This is a genomic window from Candidatus Amarolinea aalborgensis, assembly GCF_900491745.1.
Classification (GTDB): domain Bacteria; phylum Chloroflexota; class Anaerolineae; order SSC4; family Amarolineaceae; genus Amarolinea; species Amarolinea aalborgensis.
In genome coordinates this window covers 86794-108109 of record NZ_UETR01000006.1, presented here as the reverse complement: position 1 = coordinate 108109, position 21316 = coordinate 86794, and the positions used below count along the sequence as shown (strand labels likewise).

Here is a 21316-nt window from a genome sequence, read left to right as displayed (position 1 = left end):
AATGCCAGCATGGGAGGCGAGGCGCAGCCGAACCGCGGTTATGATACAACCGCGTGCGCGGTTTGATGGGCAGGCGTCGCGGCCCGGCTCACTAATCGCCCGCGCGGCTAGGGCACGTATCGCCCCAGTGGTCTGCGGTCTCTTGCACATCCAGCACGTCGTTAGCGCCGTCGAAATTGTTGTCCATGCTCACGAGGTAACCGTCCTCCGGCCAGGTGTTGCCCCACTGATCGGCCGCCTGCTGCACATCCAGCACGTCCACGACCTGGTTTTGGTCAAAGTCCCAGGGCAAGAGGCACCCCTGGTTGGTCAGGACGCTGACGGAGCCAAATTCAAGGTAATAGAGGCGACCATCTGGGCCGATCTCAAGGTCGGTAGGGCAGGTCACACCGTCTACAGGCACGGCGCTGCCTGGCGTGAGTGAATCGAAGCTGGCGGCGACGAACGGCGCATGATACATCGTGTAATCGCGGTTGCCGCACCACACAAGATGGTGACGCCAGGCGGGAATGGTCGTGCTGTTGAAAAGCGTAATGCCAACCATCCCAATCGGCGCGGGAAAGACGTAGATCGGCTCTTCGTAAGGCCGGGGAAGGGCCACACAGTCGTAGTAGCTGGTGGCGCTGCGCGGCCAGCCGTAATTGCGCCCGCCTAACATCCAGTTGATCTCGTCGTTGCAGCCAGGACCGTTTTCAGTGGCAAACATGAAATTGGTCACGCTGTCAATGGTAAAATCCCAACTGTTGCGCAAACCGCACGCCCACACCCGCGGATCAACCACGTGGCCAGGTTGCGCGACATAACAGAGCGGATTGTTGGCCGCGCGGGCGGCATTGGGTTCAGCGAGGAAGGGTGGACGCACGTCCAAACGCAGCATTTTGCCTTTGGGAGTTGCCAGGTTCTGGCTGTTTCCACCATCGCAACCGTAGTCGCCGATGGTGACGTACAAGAAGCCGTCTGGCCCGAAGTGTAGATTGCCGCCGTGATGCCAGGCGCAATTGACATCGAGCCCAGTGCGCGGAACGTCGAGCAGGACGAGGGGATCCTGCGCCGCGCCGTTGACTTCGGTATAGCGCACGAGGCGATTGCTAATGACGCTGTTGGTCTCGACGGTGTAGTAAAGGTAGACAAACGGCTGCGTGGCAAAGAACGGATCGAACGCAACGCCGATGAGGCCATGCTCGACGGATGAGACCACGACCGCGGAGAGATCGAGCCAGACAGTCGCTGCGCCGCCCCCCACGGGCACCTGGTACACCTGGCCTTCCTTGGCGTTGACGAACAGTCGTCCGTCAGGCGCCCAGGCCATCGCCGTGGGATAGCCGGCGGCCCATGTGCCGTAGGTTTCAATGATGACATTCGGCGGCAGAGGCTCAGCGTAGATCGGCGCCGTCATCCAAGAAGATGCACCCAGGAGCAATCCCGCCAACCACACCGCTCGCCACATACGCGCCATTCTCGCCTCACAAAATCAGGGCGCCCCTGGCATCAGGAAGGTATGTGCCACGGAGCACGAACATTGTAACATGACGCAGCGCGATAGCGAAATTACCAGCGCGCGTCGTTTTTTGCGCCATACCAAAGCATGGTATGATAGCCTTCGTCCAATTCTCTGATTGCTGCTGTGATTCTTCACCTTTGAAAGGTAAGCTATGACCAACGCCGGATACTATCGCTTTCCTACTCTGCATCGCGATACAGTGGTTTTTGTCTGCGAGGATGACCTCTGGATGACGCCCGCGGCTGGGGGCGCCGCGCGACGCCTGACCTCCAACCCAGGTCAGATAGCCATGCCCGCGCTATCGCCGACCGGCGAATGGGTTGCTTTTACCGGTCGTGACGAAGGGCACCCCGAAGTCTACGTGATGCCGGCCGCGGGCGGCCCCGCGCGACGCCTGACTTTTCTAGGCGCAGAAACGCGAGTCGTCGGTTGGACTCCCGACGGCGAGGCAGTCATTTTCGCCAGCGACGCCGGTCAGCCTTTTGCGCGTTTCTCTTTCCTCTACACGGTCGCGCGGCAGGGAGGCGAGCCGCAGCGCCTGCCCACCGGCCCCGCCATGAGCATCTCGTATGGTCCCACTGGAGGCATGGTGATCGGTCGTAATGTCACCGACCTGGCGCGCTGGAAACGTTACCGCGGCGGTCTGACTGGCGATCTGTGGATTGACCCAGCCGGCCAGGGCGAATGGCGCCGCTTGCTCCAGGTGCAAGGCAATGTCGCCTTGCCGCTCTGGGTTGGCGAGCGCATCTACTTCGTGTCTGATCACGAAGGCATCGGCAATCTTTACTCTTGCCTGCCAAGCGGCGAAAATGTGCGGCGGCACACACACCACGGCGACTATTACGTGCGCTATCCGGCCACCGATGGCCAGCGCATCGTCTATCAGGCCGGGTCTGAGCTGTACATCTTTGATCCGGCGCTGGATCAAACGCAGCCCATCCCCATTGTCTTCAACAGTTCACGGGCACAGCGCAATCGTAAGTTCGTGGATGCGGCCGACTATCTACAGGAGTACAACATCCATCCCAACGGCTGGGCGGTTGCCATCACGACGCGCGGCAAGCCGTTCGTGATGGCGCTTTGGGAGGGCGCAGTCATCCAATACGGCCAGCTCAACGGCGTGCGCTTTCGCATGGCATCCTGGTTGGCAGACGGGGAGCGCCTGGTGGTGGTCAGCGATGCAACGGGCGAGGATGCACTGGAAATCTACAAAGCCGACAGCGCCGATGCCCCTGAAGCGCGCCTGGATGGCCTGGATATCGGGCGGCCGTTATACCTGGCAACCTCTCCGCACAAGAACCTGGTCGCGTTAGCCAATCATCGCAACGAACTGATTGTGGTGGACCTGGATGAGCGCGCCCTGCGCGTCGTTGATCGCAGCCATCATCGCCCGATTCGGGGCGTGGCCTGGTCGCCGGACGGACGGTGGTTGGCATACGGTTTTTCTGACACACAGCAAACCTCCATCATCAAGCTCACGCTGCTTGAAACGGGTGAAACATGGCCGGCCACGCAGCCTATCCTGCGCGATGTCGGTCCCGCCTTTGACCCAGAAGGGCGCTACCTCTACTTTCTCTCCTACCGGGAATTCGACCCGGTCTATGATAACTTGCACTTTGATCTCAACTTCACCTGGGGCATGAAGCCCTATCTGATCACCCTGCAGGCTGGGCTGCCATCGCCGTTTACGCCTCTGCCACGGGCGCCGGGCGAAAAGACAGAGCATCCAACGACCCCGGAACCGCCTCCCCCGCCGCCGGCTGATGGTGAAACGACCCCGGCTGGTTCCACCTCTGCGGAGACACCAACGTCTTCCCCGGACTCAGCTCCCGCGGTCAAACCGGAAAAGGAAGAACCGCCGCGTGTGCAGATTGACCTGGACGGCATCGCCGAGCGCGTGATTGCGCTGCCGGTGCCGATGGGGCGTTACAGCCAGGTGCGCGGCATCAAAGGCAAAATCCTCTTCTCCTCCTTTCCAGCCGAAGGCGAGCTGAGCAACGACGGCGGCTACACGACCGCGCCCGCAGCCAAGGGGCGCCTGGAGGCCTATGACCTGGAAGAGCAGCGGATGGATGTCATCGTTGAAGGCATCACCGATTTCGAGATCTCACACGATGGCAAGACATTGATCTACCAGGCTGGTAGTCGTCTGCGTGTGCTCAAAGCGGGCGAAAAACCGGATGCGAACTCCGGCGCGGCCAGTCGGCGCAGCGGCTGGTTGGACCTGGATCGCATTCGCTTGTCGGTGGAGCCGCAGGCAGAGTGGGAGCAGATGTACCGTGAAGCATGGCGCTTGCAGCGCGATCATTTCTGGACCGAGGACATGTCTGGTGTGGATTGGCGCGCCGTCTATGCGCGGTATCTTCCCCTTTTGCAGCGCGTGGCCACGCGCAGTGAGTTTTCCGACTTAATGTGGGAAATGCAGGGTGAGTTGGGCACGTCCCATGCCTATGAATACGGCGGCGATTACCCGCCGCAGCCATCCTACGCGCAAGGCTTTTTGGGCGCTGATTTTCGCTACGATGACGCAACCGACAGTTACGAGCTGACGCATATCGTCAACGGCGATGTGTGGGATCACGAAAACAGCGCGCCCCTCCAGCGTTTGGGGATCAACCTGAAGGTTGGCGACCGGCTGATCGCGATCAATGGGCGGAAAGTGGGGCGCGATAAGCCCTTGGGCGAGATGCTCGTTCACCAGGCGGGCAATGAGGTCTTTGTGACCTTTGCATGCCAGGGCGCAGAGGCGCCCAACATGTTCCCGGTGAAAACCCTCCGCTCCGAATTTCCCGCGCGTTACCGTGAATGGGTAGAGACCAATCGGCGCCGCGTGCATGAAGCATCGGAGGGACGCGTGGGTTATGTCCACATTCCCGACATGCAGGCCCGCGGCTATGCCGAATTTCATCGCGGCTACCTGGCTGAAGTGGACCGCGCTGGGCTGATTGTGGATGTGCGTTTCAACGGCGGCGGCCATGTCTCGCAGCTGATTTTGGAGAAGCTGGCGCGCCGCCGCCTGGGCTACGATGTGTCGCGTTGGGGCGCGCCTGTGCCTTACCCGATTGAGTCGGTCATGGGGCCAATGGTCGCGATTGCCAATGAGCAGGCTGGCTCAGATGGCGACATGTTCAGCCACGCCTTCAAGCTGCTCAAGCTCGGCCTGCTGGTCGGCAAACGCACGTGGGGCGGAGTCATCGGCCTGGCCTACCGTGACTCCTTGGTGGATGGCGGCGTCACAACACAGCCGGAGTTCTCTTTCTGGTTCGAGGATGTGGCCTGGGGCGTGGAAAACTATGGCACCGATCCAGACATCGAAGTGGAAATGCGGCCGCAGGATTACCTGGAAGGACGCGACCCGCAACTGGAACGGGCCGTTCAGGAAATTATGCGCACGCTCAGCATAAACCCGCCCAACCTGCCTGATTTTGGGAAGCGACCCAAGCTGTCGCTGCCCACGCTCTCGCCGCTCAGTGCAACCTGAGAAAAGCAATTCTCACGTTGGCGCCAGAAACCGGGTTCCGATAAGGTAGCCCGGTTTTTTGTTACAAGGATTGCAGATTAACATTAGACAAAGATTTGACAAAGTATATAGTTTGTGTTATCATCGTGACGTTGACATTATTCGGTTTTTTACGAGGTGCCGCATGACAGAGATTTTTCGCGCCGAAGATTACCAGGATCACCCACTTTATAATATCAAAGCGGTTGAACAGGCCACTGGCCTATCGGCCGCCACCTTGCGCGCCTGGGAGCGGCGCTACGGCGTTTGCGAGCCACAGCGCAGCGAAAGCGGTTACCGCCTCTACTCCGACCGTGATCTGGCCGCGCTGCGCTGGCTCAAACGCCGACTGGAGGAAGGGTTGGCGATCAGCCAAGCGGTGACCCTCCTGCAAAGGCGGACGGGGTCAAGCAATGGCGCGGCCGAGCCCAAGGCCGAGCGGCCCGCGCCAGTGATAAGCGCGGAGCGTTTCTCCCTGGTGGATCTGCGCCATCAGTTGACTGAAGCCCTGCTCAGCTTCGACGAGCAGCGCGCGGACATGCTGCTCAGCGAAGCGTTTGCCATGTACGGCGTCGAATCGGCATGCGAGCTGATCTTAGCGCCGGCGATGGTGGACATCGGCGATCGCTGGCACCGCGGTCAAATCACAGTGGTGGCCGAACATTTTGCCTCCCATTACGTGCGGCGCAAGCTGGAGTCTCTGCTCAATGTCACCCCCGTGCATGAACGGGGCTTGACGATTGTGCTTGGCTGCGCTCCAGGCGACTGGCATGAGGTAGGACTGATCTTGATGGCCTTTTTCTTGCGCCGCCAGGGTTACCATGTGATTTACCTGGGGCAAAACGTGCCGTTGGAGCATCTGGTGGCTGAATTAGCGCGTCTGCTGCCGTCCATGGTCATCATGTCGGCGACCACGGATGAAGCGGCCGCGGCCTTGACGGAGGTGTCACAGGTCGTGGCCGCGATGCCCGAACCCCGACCGATCTTTGGTTTTGGCGGTCGCGCGTTCAACCGTGACCACAGCTTGCATGAGGCTGTACGCGGGCATTTCTTGGGCGAAAGCGCGGTGCGCGCGGTCAACCAGGTGCATACGCTGCTCAGCCGCGCGGCCCCAGGTCGCGCCATTGACACTAGTCATCTCGGATGAGCCCCATGCCCAAGCGCAAAATTGTCGTCATTGGCGCTGGCATTGGCGGCTTGACGGCTGCCAGCCTCTTGGCCAAGGCCGGTCACGACGTCACGGTGCTGGAGGCCCATGTTGATCCGGGCGGCTGCGCCGCCACTTTTTTTCACAAAGGCTATCGCTTCGATGCTGGCGCTACCTTAGTCGGCGGCTTTCAGCCAGGCGGGCCGCATTGGTTGGCCGGCCAGGCGCTCGGCATTGAATGGCCCGTGCAGCGTACGGAACCAGCCATGCAGGTTTGGCTGCCCGATCAATCCATCACGCGCTTTGGAGAGCCGGCGCGCTGGCAGGAAGAGCGCCGCCGTGTTTTTCCGGGCGCAGCAGCCGAGCGTTTCTGGCGCGCCCAAGAGCGCGTGGCAAACCAGGTTTGGCAATTTGCATCAGGCGCGCCGCCTTTCCCGCCTGTCAACGCCGCCGAGGTCATGCGCCTGGCGGCCTCGATCAAACCATCATATATCAGCTTGCTGCCCTACGCTCTGCAATCGGTCGGCGCATGGGCTGACCGATTGGGCGCGACTCACCCGACGCTGCGCACCTTCTTGGATGGACAGCTTCTCATCAGCGCGCAAACGCCGGCCGCTGGCGCCAATGCGCTGTACGGCGCTACAGCCCTCGATCTGGCTCGCCAGGGCGTTTTCCATGTGCAGGGGGGTGTCGGGCAGATTGCCGAAACCCTTGCAGTCGCGCTGCAGCGGCATGGCGGGACCATCGTTTATCGTCAAGAAGTGCAGCAAATCGAAATGGAGCACGGCCGCGCCGTGGCCGTACGCACGCGCAAGCAGGAGCGCTGGGCGGCTGACGCCGTCATTGCCAACCTGACGCCGTGGAACCTGGAAAGCCTGCTGACGGGTGCGCCGCCGCCCGCCGCGGCCGCCATGCGGCCAGACTCGATGTGGGGCGCGTTCATGCTTTACCTGGGAGTTGACGCGACAGCCATTCCGGCTGGCCTGGCAAGCGATCACCATCAGATCATCATGGATCCAAGCCAGCCTTTAGGCGAAGGCAACAGCGTCTTCGTTTCTCTTTCGCCCGCATGGGACTCCACACGCGCCCCCGCCGGCAAGCGCGCCATCACGGTCTCAACCCACACCGCCATCGCGCCTTGGTGGGAACTACGCAACCAACCGGGAGGTCAGGCCCAGTATGAGGCGCGGCAGGCCGTGTATCGTGAACGTCTGCTGCAGGCAGTGGCGCAGGTTTTGCCAGCGATTCGCCAACATGTAACCCTGGAGATGCCCGGGACCCCCGTCACTTTCCAAGCCTTCACTCGTCGCCATTTAGGGATGGTCGGCGGCTTTGCGCAGCGCAGCTTGTTGAGCGCCCGTGGGCCGGCGACACGCGTCCCCAACGTTTGGCTGGTCGGTGACAGCATCTTCCCCGGCCAAAGCACCGCCGGCGTCACCCTGGGCGGCCTACGCGTGAGCGCCAGCCTCCAAGAAACCTGGCAACAGCCACGGCCGTTGCTCTGGAAAGGGGCATCACATCGCCATGCAAGATTTGATCATTCAGATCCTGCTCGACAACGCGCCCTGGGCAACACCCGATGAGAAGCACCGCAATCACGCGGGCATGCCGGCGTGGGTGGTGCCAAACGGCCTGCTCATTCGTCACCCAGACGGCGGACTGATCTTTCTGCCAACCACGGAACTCTTGCAGATGCGGCAAGACCATGAAACAGCGTGGCCCGCGTCGACGACAACCATGTGATGTCGTCTGTTCCCTGCCAGGATCGTCGCTCTTACACATTAAGATTTGATGAGAGTTCGAGAAAAGAGGGATACAAAAGGCGTTGGCGTGCGTATTATGGGGTGAAAACATCATATAGGCGAATGGCAATGGTCGCTAATTTGCGCCATTTGATGTATAATACGATCAAGAGATGTATTTAAGAATACAGTCAGGTGCACCATTCACAACCGACGGCCGCTGGCATGCCGATGTGATGGGAAAAGACAGGAGTCCGCATCCTTATGATAAAAAATGTAAAACAGCCATCCCTGGCGCAGGTGCTCGCTCACCTACCCGACGAAGACCCATCATTTGGTCAGGTCATCACGATTGCCAGTTACCGGCGCCACGATGTCATTGCGGCGCCTCGCGATTTGGATCAGAAACTGCACATCTTGATGGATGGGCGCGCCCAACTGGTGTGCACCAATTCTGAAGGCCGGCGCTTGGTGCTGGCAACGCTCGAAGCAGGTTCCATCTTTGGCGAAGGCGCGCTGATTGACGGCGCGGCGCCAGAGGCTTTTGCCGAAGCCATGAGCGACTGCACGGTTTGGATTCTACCGCGCGCCGATGCGCGCCTCATGACCGAGCGTTACCCTATTTTGGGTTGGGGCTTGCTGCAAACCTTTGGCAAACGCCTGATGCAAGTAGAATCGCACCTGGAGGATGTGGCGTACAAGAAGCTGCCCGAACGTCTGGCCGCGCTGCTTCTGGAACTGGCCGAAAAGAATGACACCATCACCGGCACCAGCCACCAGGCTTTGGCCGACCGCCTCGGCACCTATCGCGAGACCGTCAGCGCTATCCTGCGCACCTTCAAACGTGAGGGTTGGGTTGACCTGGGCTACCGCCGCATTCGCTTGCTGGATGTAGCTGCGCTAGAAGTCGCGGCAAATAGCTTCTGAACTATGACGGATGTCACCTCAAAGCGTCGCACGAGCTCGGCGGGTTGCAGAACCCCAGGCTCGTGCGACGTTTTTTTAACTTAGTTTCTCATCACAGGCGTGAGCCAGCCCACAATGCTGGCAGCGCACCGCATCGTCGTGTGAACGGGCCACACGGTTCGCGTGGCGGTCGGCGCGCATCGCCGCCAGTGTTTCTAACAGTTGGGCTTTCAGGTGCGGCGTGTAGGCAATACGCACGGTTGTGGGGGCGCCCGCTTGTCCAGGCGCCGCGCCGGCGTTGCCAGCATAGTGCAGCAGGCCAAAGGCCGGCGGAACGCGCCAGGTTTCTTCAACCAGCAAACAATAGGCGGCCAACTGCATGATGTGCCCTGCATAGGGCTGCGCCGGCCGCCGCCCGGATTTGACCTCCACGGGCACGGGCGCGCCGTGGCCGGTCTCCACCAGGTAGTCTGGCTTGCCCACCAAACCAAATTCGCGGCTGATGAGCGGCTGTTCCTGTTTCTGCCAGGCGCCCGTGTCGATGTAGATCACTTCGCCGCGAGGCAATCCGCTGCCGGCCAGGCTCCGGCTGCCCAAGCGGAAGAGCCACCAACCGACCACCACGGCCGCCGCAAGGGCAATCAGGATCAGGAACACGACGGCCCCTCACGACTCCGCACGCCGATCACAATTGCAGACCGCCGCCGCCGAATGGCAAAATGATCACCGGCACGCCTTCGGGTTTCCAGGCGCTGAACCAGGCGCTGTCCTCAGGCTTGAGCCGAATGCAGCCGCGTGAAGCAGGATAGGCGCCGATGGACTCAACCTGTTGATAGACCTTGTTGCCGTTGCTATCACGCACATAGGGCGCGCCGTGAATCAGGATCGAGCCGTTGCTGCGGAAGAGAAACCAGCCTTCGTCAGCAAACACCCCAAACGATGAAAAAGTGCCCCAGTAGGCGCCCACATAGCCGTTCCATGCCGGTGTGCGTGTGCGCTTTTCAGGATCGCCTGTGCTCACCGGTAACAGATGGATCTTTCCTGGCTCTGCGACGATCATCTGCTGCAGATCTTGATCTACGACGATGAAACGACCAGTCGGGTCATAGCCATAACCGCGCACCAGGTTCGCCAGCCCCGCCGTGACGGTTGGCACGTGCGCAACCGCCGTAGGCGCAGGGGTCGGCGTTGCCGTGGCGACTGGGGTGTCCGTCGGCAGCGGCGATGTGGCGGTTGCCGTCGCGGTGAATTCAGGCGCGACGGTCGGCGTCTTGGTGGGGGTGGGCGGCAAGGGGGTGGCGCGCCCCAACAAAGCAGTCAGCAGGCCCTGGCCGGCGGTCCCAGGCCCGCTCGCGCCCACGTTGATCGCCAGTGCGCCAAAAAAGAAAACGGCAGCCAGGAGCAGAAGCAATCCTCTTTTGTTAGCAGGACGCCGGTCTGGCGCCGTGGCTGGGTTGATGTCAGTTACGTTCATGATCCTCGCAGCAGTCTTTTCGCAATGTACTGGTGCTGGTATTGACTGGTGGGGTTGATATCAGTTGCGTTCATGATCCTCGTATTAATAACCACAGGGTCGTGAGCAGCAGCAGCAGGGCCACGGCCAACAGGGCCATGCCAGCCTGGCGTGCACGGGCGGCCCAGATGACGCGCCGCCCATGCTGGCGATGCGCCGCGGCGCCGGCCTTCATCTCTCCCACATTGGTTGAGGGAACATTCATCACGCGCGCCAGCCACCAGGCGCGCTGACAAAAAACATACTGTCCAATTTCGCTGGCCCGAATCAGTCTATCCTGGCTCATCCGTCCCAGCGCCCTCCGCCGCAGTGTCCCCGTCCGCGCCAAAATCCGCGCCGTCGAAGGCCGCCGCCAGGTTGCTGATGCCCAGGCGCTGCTCAAAGCTGTGCAGCGCGGCGCGCATCTGGTCTTGGCGCACGGCCACGGTCAAATCGCCGCGCGTGCGTTCCAGGACGCCGCGCACCGTGTCGGTGTGCCGACGCAGGCCGCCGGTGATTGCATCGGGATAATCCATCGCTATCAGATGCGCATAGACATCATCCATGATGTCAAGATAGCGCTCCGCCTGGGCCACATCCCCGCGGCGCACCAAATCGAGCGCAAAGCGGCGCAGCTCGGTCGTGGCCTCGGCCAGGCCGCGCAGGTACGTAGCGCCCACCACGTGCAAATCCTGGGGGCCAGGCAGCGGCGTGGCGGTGACAAACGCCACCACCAGGAACGCTTCTGTTACTTCTTTGAGTGCATCTTGGGTGTAGCCGGCGTAGTACAGGTCCTGATGCGGGGCGAGGTCGGCCACCATCTCTGCGGCGGCCGCCTGCGCCGTTTGCAGCAGGCGCTGCGCCTCGTCGAATTCATGACGGTGAGCGGCGCGGATCGCGTGCGCGCAGTAGCGAATCAATTCGCGCGAGCGCCGCAGCGTCAGATCGCGCACTTCGTTCTTTAGCGTAAGCTCAGCCTCTATGGCTGCAATCGTGTCTACCAGCATGAAAGCAATGCCTTGACCTGTTCCGCCGACATAGGCCGTCGCGTTTTGGCGACCGCAGGCCTGATTATAGCCGGATTGGGAGTCTCGTGCAAACGAGGGGAACGAGCTATCCCCACATTCAGGGCGTTTGGTCAGGCCTGCGTTTGAAATTCTCCCTGTCCGGTTTGACGATGCATCCGCTCTGACGTATCATACCTACCCCGGCATCTTCATCCGTGAACCGGAATTGCATGTCCATTCAAGATTTGCGCCACGCACTGCGCGCTTTGGGGCGCCGACTGCTCACCACGCTGGTCATCGTGCTTGTCATTGCTTATCTGACCCAACTGGGCCTGCTGATGGCCGAGCGTGGGCGCCAGGGTGTGCCGGCCGCACTCTGGAGCGCCGCCGGGCAGGCGCTTGTGGCCACTTTCGATTACCTGTTTCACCACCCCGCCACCTACTATTGGCAAAAGGCCTATCAGCCAGCCTTTGGCCTGGTGTGGACCTTTTTCTCGCGCAGCGCAGGGCTTCTCCTGGTCTCCCTGCTACTGGCAACACTGATCGGCGTGCCGGTTGGCTTGCGCGTGGCGCGCAGCGGCAGCAGCCGCAATCGCTCCCTGGTGCTGCTGACTTCCATTCTCGGCGTCTCCGTGCCCAGCTTCATCCTGGCGATGCTCCTCTGGATTCTCAACATCAAGGTGTACCGCGCCTTCGACATCACCGTGCTCCCACAGACCGGCTTTGGTTGGGATGCGCATCTGCTCATGCCAGCGCTCGTCTTGGCGGCGCGGCCGTTGGCGCAAATCGTACAGGTGACCTATCTCACCCTCGCTGATGTGCTTGGGCAGGATTACATTCGCGTCGCCTACAGCAAGGGCCTCAGCGACCGCCGTGTCCTCCTGCGCCACGCGCTGCGCAACGTCTGGATTCCGGTGTTGACCACCCTGGGCGCTTCCCTCCGCTTCTCGCTTGCCAGCTTGCCGGTGGTCGAATCGTTCTTCGTTTGGCCGGGCGTGGGGCAAACACTGCTGCAAACCATTGATGGCGGTAATCGTGCGCTCGTCACTGACCTGGTGGTGACGTTGGGCATCCTCTTCCTGCTGATCAATCTGGCCCTGGAAATGCTCTTTCCCCTGCTCGATCCACGCCTGCGCGCCGCGCCCATCCGTGACCTCATCGAGAAACGCCAAACGTGGCAGCGTTGGCTGGCCGAGATGCTCGGCTCTCTGCGTGAAGCCTGGGTTGACCTGCGCCACCTGCTGCCCGGCCGCCGCCATGATGACCTGCCATCCCTGGCCGCAGCTGGCAGCCAGGCGGGCGAGGCCGCAGCCGAGATGCCGCCATCCCACGGCGCGCGGCGCGTGCTGCGCAGCACGATCACCAACCCAGCGCTGATCGTGGGCACGCTGCTCGTGGCCGGCCTGATCGGTCTGGTCGTGGCCGGCGATCGGCTGGCAGCCGCCAATCCCTATGAAACCCACGGCGTGCTGATGATCGAGGGCAAGATCGGCGCGCCGCCCTACGCGCCTTCCATGACCTTTCCCTGGGGCACCGACCCGGTGGGGCGCGACATTCAGGCATTGGTGTTGAGCGGCGCACGGCGCACGTTGGCCCTGGCCTTCTTCGCCACCCTCGCCCGCATGGTCATCGGCGCCTTGCTCGGCGCAGTGGCTGGCTGGTGGCGCGGCGGGTGGTTCGACCGCCTGGTGCAGGGAGCCATTGCCGTCTGGGCTGCGTTCCCGGTGACCCTCTTTGCGCTGATCCTGATCCTGGCGTTGGGCATTCAGCAAGGCATGAGCGTCTTCATCATCGGCGTCTCGGTAGTGGGCTGGGGCGAAATTGCGCAGTTCGTGCGCGGCCAGGTGATTGGCCTCAAACCACAGCCGTACATCGAAGCGGCCCGCGCCACCGGCGCACGCACCGTGCACCTGCTTTCACGCCACGTGCTCAGCCTCCTGCTGCCCTCGCTGCTGATCCTCTCCATTTTGGAGATGGGCGGCGTGCTCATGCTCCTGGCCGAGCTTGGCTTCCTCAATATCTTCATGGGCGGCGGTTTTCGCGCCGCGATTGGCGAAACGGGCCAGATGCAGCCGGTTGTCTACTTCTTCTCCGATGTGCCCGAATGGGGCGCGCTGCTGGCCAATGTGCGCAACTGGTGGCGTTCCTACCCGTGGATGGGCTGGTATCCGGGCCTGGCCTTCTTTCTGTCCATCCTCACCTTCAACCTCTGGGGGCAGGGACTGCGGCGCTTCTTGGACGATACCCGCGCCAATGTCAGCCGTCTCTTCAACCGCTACACCGTGAGTGTGGGCGTCGGGGCGATCGTCGGCTTGATCCTGCTGCTGCGCGCCACATCGCCGCTTGGCATCTATCGCAGCCAGGCGCTGAGCTTCGACGCCGGCCGCGCGCAGCAAGATATTCAACAACTAGCTGGCCCCGCCTTTGCCGGACGGGAAACTGGTACGCCAGGCGCCGACAAAGCGGCCGCCTACATCGCCAGCCGCATGGCGGAGATCGGCCTTCTGCCCGCCGGTGAGAAGGTCGAGGGCCAGGAAACCTTCATTGTGAGCAATTCCACCCCGCGCGGCCACTTGATCCACACACCCAGCCTGGAAATCCTGGACAACCAGGGCAACGTCACCCAGGCGCTGGCCTATCGCCAGGATTTTGTGGAATACGTGGGACGCAGCGCCGCCTTTGCGCGGCGCGACAGCGTTGGCCACGCGCAGGGTGTGGTCATGGGCCTGGTCAGCGGCCCGGATCCAGAGACAAGCGCTTCCGATCGTTACGGCTTGAGCCAAATGGAATTGCGAGACAAAATTCTGATCGTGCGACCCCAGGACGCGGCGCGCATCAACACGACCGCGGCCGCCGGCTTCCTGGTGGTCTCTGATGATCCATCGCTCATGCAGCGCAAGATGCTCTACGGCGGCAATGGGGGCCGTGTGCCCATGATGTTCGTGACCACGGCTGTCGCCGATCGCCTGCTGGCGTCAACCGGGCGCAGCGTGGCGCAACTGGAGACCGCCGCGGCCAGTCTCAAGGCCGGGCAAGTAACGCTGACGCCGGCTGGCGCGCAGGTGCGCATGGCGATCGAAGTCGAGCTTTCCTCTGACCTGAGCGAAAAATACTACCACGTTGTCGGCTTCATTCCTGGGCAGGCGGCCGAACAGGGGTTGGACGCGCAAGTCATCATGGTCACCGCGTACTACGACGGCCTGGGCGTTGGCCCGGACGGCACGTTGTATCCCGGCGCCAACGACAATGCCAGCGGCGTGGCCGCCATGCTCGAGTTGGCACGGGCGCTCAAGCAAAGCCCTTACCGGCCCAATAAAACGGTGGTGTTCGTGGCCTGGGCTGGCGGCGAACGCAACGAAAGTCTGAGCATCTTCAACGTCATGGCGGCCAAGATCGGTTTCAGCTCGCTGCACACGGAGGCCGTGATCGAAATGCAGGGCGTCGGCGGCGGCCGCGGCCAGGCCTTGGCGTTGGGCCAGGGCAGCAGTTTCCGCCTGGTGCAGTTGTTCCAAGACGCGGCCAGCCGCCTGGGCGTCGCCACAACGACCCGCGGTCGCGATCCGCACTTCGGTCAACCCGCGCCGCCCGGATTCGGCGGTCGCAGCGCGCTGACGATCTACCTGAGTTGGGATGGCTCGGACGCGCAGGCAGACACGCCGCGCGACGCGCCCGACGCCATCGAACTGCCCAAGCTGGAGCAAGCTGGTCGCACCGTGCTGCTCGCCCTGCATACCCTCAGCCGTGAGGTCAATTACTGACATGGCGGCCCAGCCTTCGGCGCTGCGCTTTGCGGCTCTCTACCACCGTGATTTCCGCCTGCTGTGGGCGGGCACGCTGATCTCCACGATCGGCTCGCAGATGCAGCTCACGGCCGTCAATTGGCACGTGTACGAACTGCTCAAAGGCAGCACGACCACGCTACACCTCTTGGGGCGCGACGTGACGCTGAGCAGTCCGGCGCTGGGACTCGGCGCCCTGGGTCTGATGCGCGTGATTCCCATCATTCTCTTCGCGCTCATCGGCGGCGTGCTGGCCGACACCCTCGACCGCCGGCGGCTCCTGCTGATGACGCAGAGCGCCGCTACGCTCTTCGCGGCCATTCTGACCTATTTGAGCCTGCGCGGTGAAGCCAGCGTCGCCGCCATTTTCCTGTTGACGGCGGCGGGCGCGGCCGCGGCCGCGTTCGATAATCCGGCGCGCCAGTCGCTGGTGCCGAACCTGGTGCCGCGCGAACATCTCACCAACGCCGTCAGCCTCAACACGCTGGTCTGGCAAGTTGCCAGCGTGATTGGCCCGGCGCTGGCTGGGTTGATGGTGGCCGGCATCAACATCAGTTGGGTGTACGCCGCCAATGCCCTTTCATTTGGCGCGGTTATCCTGGCGCTCTTGCTGATGCATTACCGGGGCCGCACCGCCGCCAGCAGCGCCGGCCTAGGCTGGCCGGCCATGGTCGAAGGGCTGCGCTTCACCTACAACCAACGCATCATCTGGGGGACGATGCTGCTTGACTTCATGGCAACCTTCTTTGCCTCGGCGCGCATGATGCTGCCGCTCATTGCCGCGGATGTGGTGCATGTCGGCGTGCAGGGCTACGGCCTGCTCTCCACGGCCCAATCCGTAGGCGCCATCGTCGCTGGCGCTATCACATCCTACCGGGGCGAAATCAAACGCCAGGGTCATGTTCTCTTAATCAGCGTCGCCCTGTACGGCGTCTCCACGCTCTTCTTCGGTTTGGCCACCAACTTCTATCTCTCCTACTTCCTCTTCGCGCTGTCCGGCGCCGCAGACACGGTCTCTACGGTCATCCGCGGCACGATTCGCCAACTGCTCACGCCCGATCAGTTGCGCGGGCGTATGACCGGCGTCAACATGATTTTCTTCATGGGCGGCCCACAGCTCGGCGAGATGGAAGCCGGGCTGGTCGCCAGCGCGTTTGGCGTCCCCTTTGCCGTGGTCAGCGGCGGGTTAGCCACCGTCCTCATCACCGGCTGGGTGGCATGGCGCTATCCCAAATTACGGACCTATGAAGCGCCGCATGGTATAATAGCGCCATAGGAGTACGATGACGTGACTACCGGTCTCACGGTCATTTTGACCCACGAGCACGCCGATTTCGACGCCTTGGCCTCGATGCTGGCGGCCTGGAAGCTGAATCCCCAGGCATTGCCCATCTTGCCGCGCCAACTCAACCGCAACGTGCGTGAGTTCTTGACGCTCTACCGCAGCGCGCTGCCCTTTGTGGCTGCCAGCGACGCGCCGCCGCGCCGCGTGACCCATGCCCTGGTGGTGGACACGCAGAGCTTCGCGCCGGTGCGCCGCATGTCCGCGCAAACCACCGGTGAAATCATTGACCATCATGAACTGCAGACGAACCTGCAGCCGGGATGGAGCTACGCCGGCGACAAGGTGGGCGCCACGACGACGCTGCTGGTGGAACGCCTGCAAAACGAAACCATATCGTTGACCATGATTGAGGCCACCTGCCTGCTGCTCGGCATCTACGAAGACACCGGGGCGCTGACCTACAGCGCCACCACGGCGCGCGACGCCGCGTGTGTGGCCTGGCTGCTGCAGCCTCCGCAGGCCGCCAACCTGGAGGTAGTGAACCGTTTCCTGCACCACGCGCTCAGCAGCGAACAGCAAGACTTGCTCGATCAGCTCATTGCCAACAGCGAGCCGTTCGAGTTCGGCAGTCAGCCCATTATCATCGCCTCGGCCACGTTGCCTTCGTTCAACGATGAAATCTCGACCCTGGCCCACCGTGTACGTGATTTCTACGAGCCGGCGGCCGTTTTCCTCCTGGTTGACCTGGGCGACCGCATTCAGATCGTGGCGCGCAGCAGCAGCGACGCGGTGGATGTCGGCGTCATTGCGTCAGAATTGGGCGGCGGGGGGCATCGTCGCGCTGCCGCCGCGCTCGTGCGCGGGCGCGGCCTACGCGAGGTGCGCACAACCCTGGTGGATCTGCTGCAACAGCACGTGCGCCCCTCCGTCACGGTCAGCGAGATCATGTCGCGCGGCCTGCAGACCTTGACGCCCGACATGACTCTGGCCGAGGCCGCCGCACGCATGCAGCGTTTTGGCTTCGAGGGTTTTCCGGTGGCCGATTTGAGCCAGGTGGTCGGCATGTTGACCCGCGGCCAGGTGGATCGCGCCCTGCGCCACGGCCTGGCGCAAGCGCCTGTCGCCCAAGTGATGAGCAAGGGCAGCATCAGCGTGGCGCCGGAGGATGGCATCGAGGTCTTGCAGCGCCGCATGATCGAAAGCGGCTGGGGCCAGGTGCCGGTGGTCAGCCGCCAGACCGGCGCGCTGATAGGCATCGTCACGCGCACCGACTTGATCAAGCTGTGGGGCGCGCCGCTGCCGACGCGCCTGGCGCCCGATATGAGCACGCGCATGGAAACCTTGCTGCCGCCCGCGCTGGTCAACCTGCTGCGCCGCGCGGGCGAGGTCGCCGCCGATCTGAACTATCCGATGTATGCGGTTGGCGGCTTCGTGCGCGACCTCTTGCTCAACGTGCCCAATTTTGATATTGACCTGGTGGTCGAAGGTGATGCCATCAGCCTGGCGCGGCGCCTGGCGGTCTTGTATGGCGGCCGCGTGCGCTCGCACAAACGTTTTGGCACAGCCAAATGGATCCTCAGCGCGGAAAGTAAGCCGGAGCCAGGCGATGCGGGGGAGCAGGGCAGCGAGGACGAAGAGGAGGAGTTCCGGCCGGTGCAGATCAGCGGCATTGAAAGCGCCGCGCCGCCGGTAACGAGCCTCGATTTCGTCGCCGCGCGCACTGAATTCTATGAGCACCCCACGGCCTTGCCCACCGTGGAGCGTTCCTCGATCAAGCTCGACCTGCACCGCCGCGATTTCACCATCAACACCCTGGCGATTCACCTGGATCCGCAGCGTTGGGGCGAGCTGCTCGATTTCTACGACGGCGTGGAAGACCTGAACAACGGCGTCATCCGCGTGCTGCACAGCCTGAGTTTCATCGAAGACCCCACGCGCATCTTGCGCGCAGTGCGTTTCGAGCAGCGCTTTCAATTTCAGATCGAAGCGCGCACCGAGCAGTTGATTGCCGATGCGCTCGATCTGCTGCCCAAGGTCAGCCCGGCGCGGGTGCGGCATGAACTGGAGTTGATCTTGGAAGAGGCCGAGCCAGAGCTGGCCCTGGCGCGGTTACAGCAGATGCAGGTGCTCACGCGCCTCGATGTGCACCTGGTCTATGACCGCTGGCTGGCTGACCGCTTTGTTGATCTGCGGCATGTGCGGATGGACCGTCAGTTGATGGGCGATGCGCAGGCCGCGCCCGAACAGGAATTGCCGCGCCTCTACCTGGCGCTGATGCTATTTCGCCAGCCCGTCGAGGCTGATCAGCACGTGCATAAGCGATTGCGCCTGCGCCATGACACCATGCGTCTGCTCAGCGATATGCGCGCGTTGCAGCGCCATCTGCCGGATCTGGCCCGTCCCGCGCTGCGCATCAGTGAGATTGATGAGATTTTGCGTCCAATTGACGCGGCGGCGCGGCTGGTGGTGCGGGTGGCGAGCGAATCATGGTTGGTGCAGCAGCGAATGGACCTTTACGAGCGCAGCCTCAAGCATGTGACGGTGGAGCTGGATGGTCATCGGCTGCGCCAGCTCGGACTGCCGCCCGGGCCGATCTACCGCCAGATTCTGCTGGCGGTCCGCGCCGCGCGTCTCGACGGCGAGGTGCATAACCTGGCCGAGGAGATGGATCTGGCGCGGCGGCTGGCGGATAGAGGGAGCGCTGAAAGCTGAATGAGGAACGCTGAATGAGGAATTCTCACACAAAGGCACAAAGACATGAAACAATCGGTTTGCGTCTCTGTGCCTTTGTGTCTTCGTGTGAGCTACTTGATTCAAGACCTGTCCAGGTTAGGGATTTGCGACGACGATCGTCGGCTCGCATGTCACGGGGAAGTTGACGGAGTTGGCGATGAAACACAGCTCGTGTGCGCGCGTGTGCAGGTGCGCCGCGAGCGCCGGGTCTGCGCCAGGTAGAATTGTCACCGTGGGCCGCAGCACGACCGACGTGAAGCGACCGCCGCCGGCCGCGGTCTCCACCATGACGCCGCGGGCCTGATCTGCATAATCCATCACCACCACGCCAGCCTCGGCCGCCAGGTGCAAATACCACAGCATGTGACAGGCCGATAAGGACGCCACCAGCAGATCCTCGGGATTGTAACGCATGCGGTCGCCGCGAAAGGCGGGGTCAGCCGAACCGGGAATCGCTGGCCTGCCAGCCGCGCTGATCTCATGCGCACGGGCGTAGGCGCGATAGCTGCTGGTGCCCTGGCCCAGGTTGCCGGTCCAGGTCACTTGAATGCTGTAAGTGTGTTCGTGGTCGTTCATGATTTCCACCCGGTTGCAGGCCAGGCCGCGGATGCAAAGACTCTTTGTGCAGCCTGACTCTCAATTGGCTATTTTCTCTCAAGTGTGTTATAAGTATCACTGTTGTTTTGATTGGCGCCGGACGACATATGACTGCCGTGACGGCGCCATCGTTTGTATTTGGGCTGAGAGTGCGACTTGGCTCACATGTGAAGTCAGGAAGGACTCTCAGTTGACTTTTTCTCGTTTCAATCTTAGCCCGCACCTTGCGGCGGGCGTCCACGCGCTCGGTTATCAAGAACCGACGCCGATCCAACAACTATCCATTCCGCCGATCATGGCGGGCCGTGATGTCATGGGCCTGGCCCAAACCGGCACCGGTAAGACGGCCGCCTTTGCACTTCCCATTCTGCAGCGGCTCGAACAAGGCCCGCGCCACCGCGTGCGTGCGTTAATTGTCGCGCCCACGCGTGAATTGGCCGAACAGATCAACGTCGCTTTTGCCGATCTGGGTCGGCAGACCGGGCTGCGCTGCATTGCCATCTATGGCGGCGTGGGCGTTGGCAATCAACTGCAGGCGCTGCGCGCCGGCCCTGAAATCGTCGTGGCCTGCCCCGGCCGGCTGCTCGACCATATCCGCCAGGGGACGATCAATCTCTCCGCGGTTGAAGTGCTGGTGCTGGATGAGTCTGACCGCATGTTCGATATGGGCTTTCTGCCCGACGTGCGGCGCATCATCCGCGCGGTGCCCTCGCAGCGCCAAACCCTCCTCTTCTCCGCCACCATGCCGGATGACATCCGCGTGCTGGCGCGTGAGGTCTTGCGCGATCCACTGACCGTGCAAGTGGGCGAAGTGGCGCCGGCGGAGACTGTCTCCCATGCGCTCTACCCCGTGGCGTCACATCTGAAGACCGCGCTGCTGAGCGAAATGCTGCGCGCAACCGGCCCTGGGTCGGTGCTTGTCTTCACACGCACCAAGCACCGCGCCAAGCGCATTGCGCAGCAGTTACAGAAGGCCGGCTTCCCAGCCACCGCTTTGCAGGGCAACTTGTCGCAGAATCAACGTCAGGCCGCGCTGGACGGCTTCCGCAGCGGCAATTTCCGCATCATGGTGGCCACCGACATTGCCGCGCGTGGCATTGACGTCCTCAGCATCTCGCACGTCATCAACTACGATATGCCGGACACCACCGACGCGTACACCCATCGCATCGGTCGCACCGGCCGGGCCGAACGCACCGGCGAAGCCTTCACCCTGGTGACGCCTGAGGACAACGAAGCGATCCGTGCCGTCGAGCGCGTGCTCGGACGCCGATTGGAGCGCCGCACGCTGGCCGGCTTCAATTACCAGGCCGCCGCGCCGACGCAGGATCACGAGTTTGCCCGTGAGCCGCGCCCGCCGTCACGCGCCGCGCCGCGCAGCACCCACGCCGCCCCCCGCGGCACGACTCCCGCCTTGACAACCGGCCGCTCGAGCTATGCCGATCTCCCGCGCCGGCCAAGCGCCAGCGCAACCACCGCTGCAGTCAGCAGTCGGGCCGCGGCGCCCACTCAGCGCCCAGAAAGCGCCAGTCGGCAGGTCAACCGCCGCGCGCGCTAAAACCTGGCCGACGCTGCTCAGTAATCTGCGAGCCTATCCGAACAAGACGCCGTGGGGTGGTCTAGCGACC

Annotated in this window: 14 protein-coding genes; 8 read left to right on the top strand and 6 right to left on the bottom strand. The window is 62.6% G+C overall.

Translation table 11 applies throughout. The features are described from left to right. Positions 1-91: 91 nt before the first annotated feature. A complete protein-coding gene (locus ACPQ6D_RS10220; RefSeq protein ID WP_423224219.1) occupies positions 92-1456 on the bottom strand; it encodes a PQQ-dependent sugar dehydrogenase in 1365 nt (454 codons plus the stop codon). A gap of 196 nt (positions 1457-1652) precedes the next feature. Between ACPQ6D_RS10220 and ACPQ6D_RS10215 the strand changes: the two genes are divergently transcribed. The 4 genes from ACPQ6D_RS10215 (at position 1653) to ACPQ6D_RS10200 (ending at position 8816) form a co-directional block, all read left to right on the top strand. Next, on the top strand, positions 1653-4982 hold the full coding sequence (locus tag ACPQ6D_RS10215; protein WP_423224218.1) for a S41 family peptidase: 3330 nt from the start codon (positions 1653-1655) through the stop codon (positions 4980-4982). 163 nt (positions 4983-5145) lie between these two features. Next, the gene (locus ACPQ6D_RS10210) at positions 5146-6147 is read left to right on the top strand and encodes a MerR family transcriptional regulator (RefSeq protein WP_423224217.1); all 1002 of its coding nucleotides are present in this window, start codon (positions 5146-5148) and stop codon (positions 6145-6147) included. A 5-nt stretch (positions 6148-6152) separates the two neighbouring features. Then, a complete protein-coding gene (locus ACPQ6D_RS10205; protein ID WP_423224216.1) occupies positions 6153-7730 on the top strand; it encodes an FAD-dependent oxidoreductase in 1578 nt (525 codons plus the stop codon). A gap of 423 nt (positions 7731-8153) precedes the next feature. Beyond that, a complete protein-coding gene (locus tag ACPQ6D_RS10200) occupies positions 8154-8816 on the top strand; it encodes a Crp/Fnr family transcriptional regulator (protein WP_423224215.1) in 663 nt (220 codons plus the stop codon). Positions 8817-8891: 75 nt separating this feature from the next. Here ACPQ6D_RS10200 and ACPQ6D_RS10195 read toward each other — a convergent pair whose 3' ends face one another. From ACPQ6D_RS10195 to ACPQ6D_RS10180, 4 genes are all read right to left on the bottom strand, one after another. Next, a complete protein-coding gene (locus ACPQ6D_RS10195) occupies positions 8892-9452 on the bottom strand; it encodes a CRISPR-associated protein Cas4 (RefSeq protein ID WP_423224214.1) in 561 nt (186 codons plus the stop codon). A 28-nt stretch (positions 9453-9480) separates the two neighbouring features. Beyond that, a complete protein-coding gene (locus ACPQ6D_RS10190) occupies positions 9481-10269 on the bottom strand; it encodes a L,D-transpeptidase (RefSeq protein ID WP_423224213.1) in 789 nt (262 codons plus the stop codon). A 70-nt stretch (positions 10270-10339) separates the two neighbouring features. Continuing rightward, positions 10340-10594: a hypothetical protein gene (locus ACPQ6D_RS10185; protein WP_423224212.1), complete on the bottom strand. Its 255-nt coding sequence runs from the start codon at positions 10592-10594 to the stop codon at positions 10340-10342. Beyond that, the gene (locus ACPQ6D_RS10180; protein WP_423224211.1) at positions 10581-11294 is read right to left on the bottom strand and encodes a haloacid dehalogenase; all 714 of its coding nucleotides are present in this window, start codon (positions 11292-11294) and stop codon (positions 10581-10583) included. The genes ACPQ6D_RS10185 and ACPQ6D_RS10180 overlap by 14 nt, the downstream gene beginning before the upstream one ends. 230 nt (positions 11295-11524) lie before the next feature. Between ACPQ6D_RS10180 and ACPQ6D_RS10175 the strand changes: the two genes are divergently transcribed. The 3 genes from ACPQ6D_RS10175 to ACPQ6D_RS10165 are packed head-to-tail and all read left to right on the top strand — an operon-like array spanning position 11525 to position 19070. Then, on the top strand, positions 11525-15052 hold the full coding sequence (locus ACPQ6D_RS10175) for an ABC transporter permease subunit (RefSeq protein WP_423224210.1): 3528 nt from the start codon (positions 11525-11527) through the stop codon (positions 15050-15052). Between the two features lies 1 nt (position 15053). Further along, the gene (locus ACPQ6D_RS10170) at positions 15054-16349 is read left to right on the top strand and encodes an MFS transporter (RefSeq protein ID WP_423224209.1); all 1296 of its coding nucleotides are present in this window, start codon (positions 15054-15056) and stop codon (positions 16347-16349) included. A 12-nt stretch (positions 16350-16361) separates the two neighbouring features. Beyond that, positions 16362-19070 (top strand): CBS domain-containing protein, encoded by a 2709-nt coding sequence (locus ACPQ6D_RS10165; protein WP_423224208.1) that lies wholly within the window; start codon positions 16362-16364, stop codon positions 19068-19070. 117 nt (positions 19071-19187) lie between these two features. Here the strand turns inward: ACPQ6D_RS10165 and ACPQ6D_RS10160 are convergent, their stop codons facing one another. After that, positions 19188-19667 (bottom strand): OsmC family protein, encoded by a 480-nt coding sequence (locus ACPQ6D_RS10160; protein WP_423224207.1) that lies wholly within the window; start codon positions 19665-19667, stop codon positions 19188-19190. Between the two features lie 211 nt (positions 19668-19878). Here ACPQ6D_RS10160 and ACPQ6D_RS10155 point away from each other — a divergent pair, with 211 nt between their 5' ends. After that, positions 19879-21246 (top strand): DEAD/DEAH box helicase, encoded by a 1368-nt coding sequence (locus ACPQ6D_RS10155; RefSeq protein WP_423224206.1) that lies wholly within the window; start codon positions 19879-19881, stop codon positions 21244-21246. The last annotated feature ends 70 nt before the right edge of the window (positions 21247-21316 follow it).

Coding starts and splice junctions, on each gene's coding strand:
- ACPQ6D_RS10185 (WP_423224212.1), bottom strand. CDS start 10,594: ATGAGCCAGGATAGACTGATTCGGGCCAGCGAAATTGGACAGTATGTT.
- ACPQ6D_RS10215 (WP_423224218.1), top strand. CDS start 1,653: ATGACCAACGCCGGATACTATCGCTTTCCTACTCTGCATCGCGATACA.
- ACPQ6D_RS10210 (WP_423224217.1), top strand. CDS start 5,146: ATGACAGAGATTTTTCGCGCCGAAGATTACCAGGATCACCCACTTTAT.
- ACPQ6D_RS10220 (WP_423224219.1), bottom strand. CDS start 1,456: ATGGCGCGTATGTGGCGAGCGGTGTGGTTGGCGGGATTGCTCCTGGGT.
- ACPQ6D_RS10175 (WP_423224210.1), top strand. CDS start 11,525: ATGTCCATTCAAGATTTGCGCCACGCACTGCGCGCTTTGGGGCGCCGA.
- ACPQ6D_RS10190 (WP_423224213.1), bottom strand. CDS start 10,269: ATGAACGTAACTGACATCAACCCAGCCACGGCGCCAGACCGGCGTCCT.
- ACPQ6D_RS10180 (WP_423224211.1), bottom strand. CDS start 11,294: ATGCTGGTAGACACGATTGCAGCCATAGAGGCTGAGCTTACGCTAAAG.
- ACPQ6D_RS10200 (WP_423224215.1), top strand. CDS start 8,154: ATGATAAAAAATGTAAAACAGCCATCCCTGGCGCAGGTGCTCGCTCAC.
- ACPQ6D_RS10205 (WP_423224216.1), top strand. CDS start 6,153: ATGCCCAAGCGCAAAATTGTCGTCATTGGCGCTGGCATTGGCGGCTTG.
- ACPQ6D_RS10160 (WP_423224207.1), bottom strand. CDS start 19,667: ATGAACGACCACGAACACACTTACAGCATTCAAGTGACCTGGACCGGC.
- ACPQ6D_RS10170 (WP_423224209.1), top strand. CDS start 15,054: ATGGCGGCCCAGCCTTCGGCGCTGCGCTTTGCGGCTCTCTACCACCGT.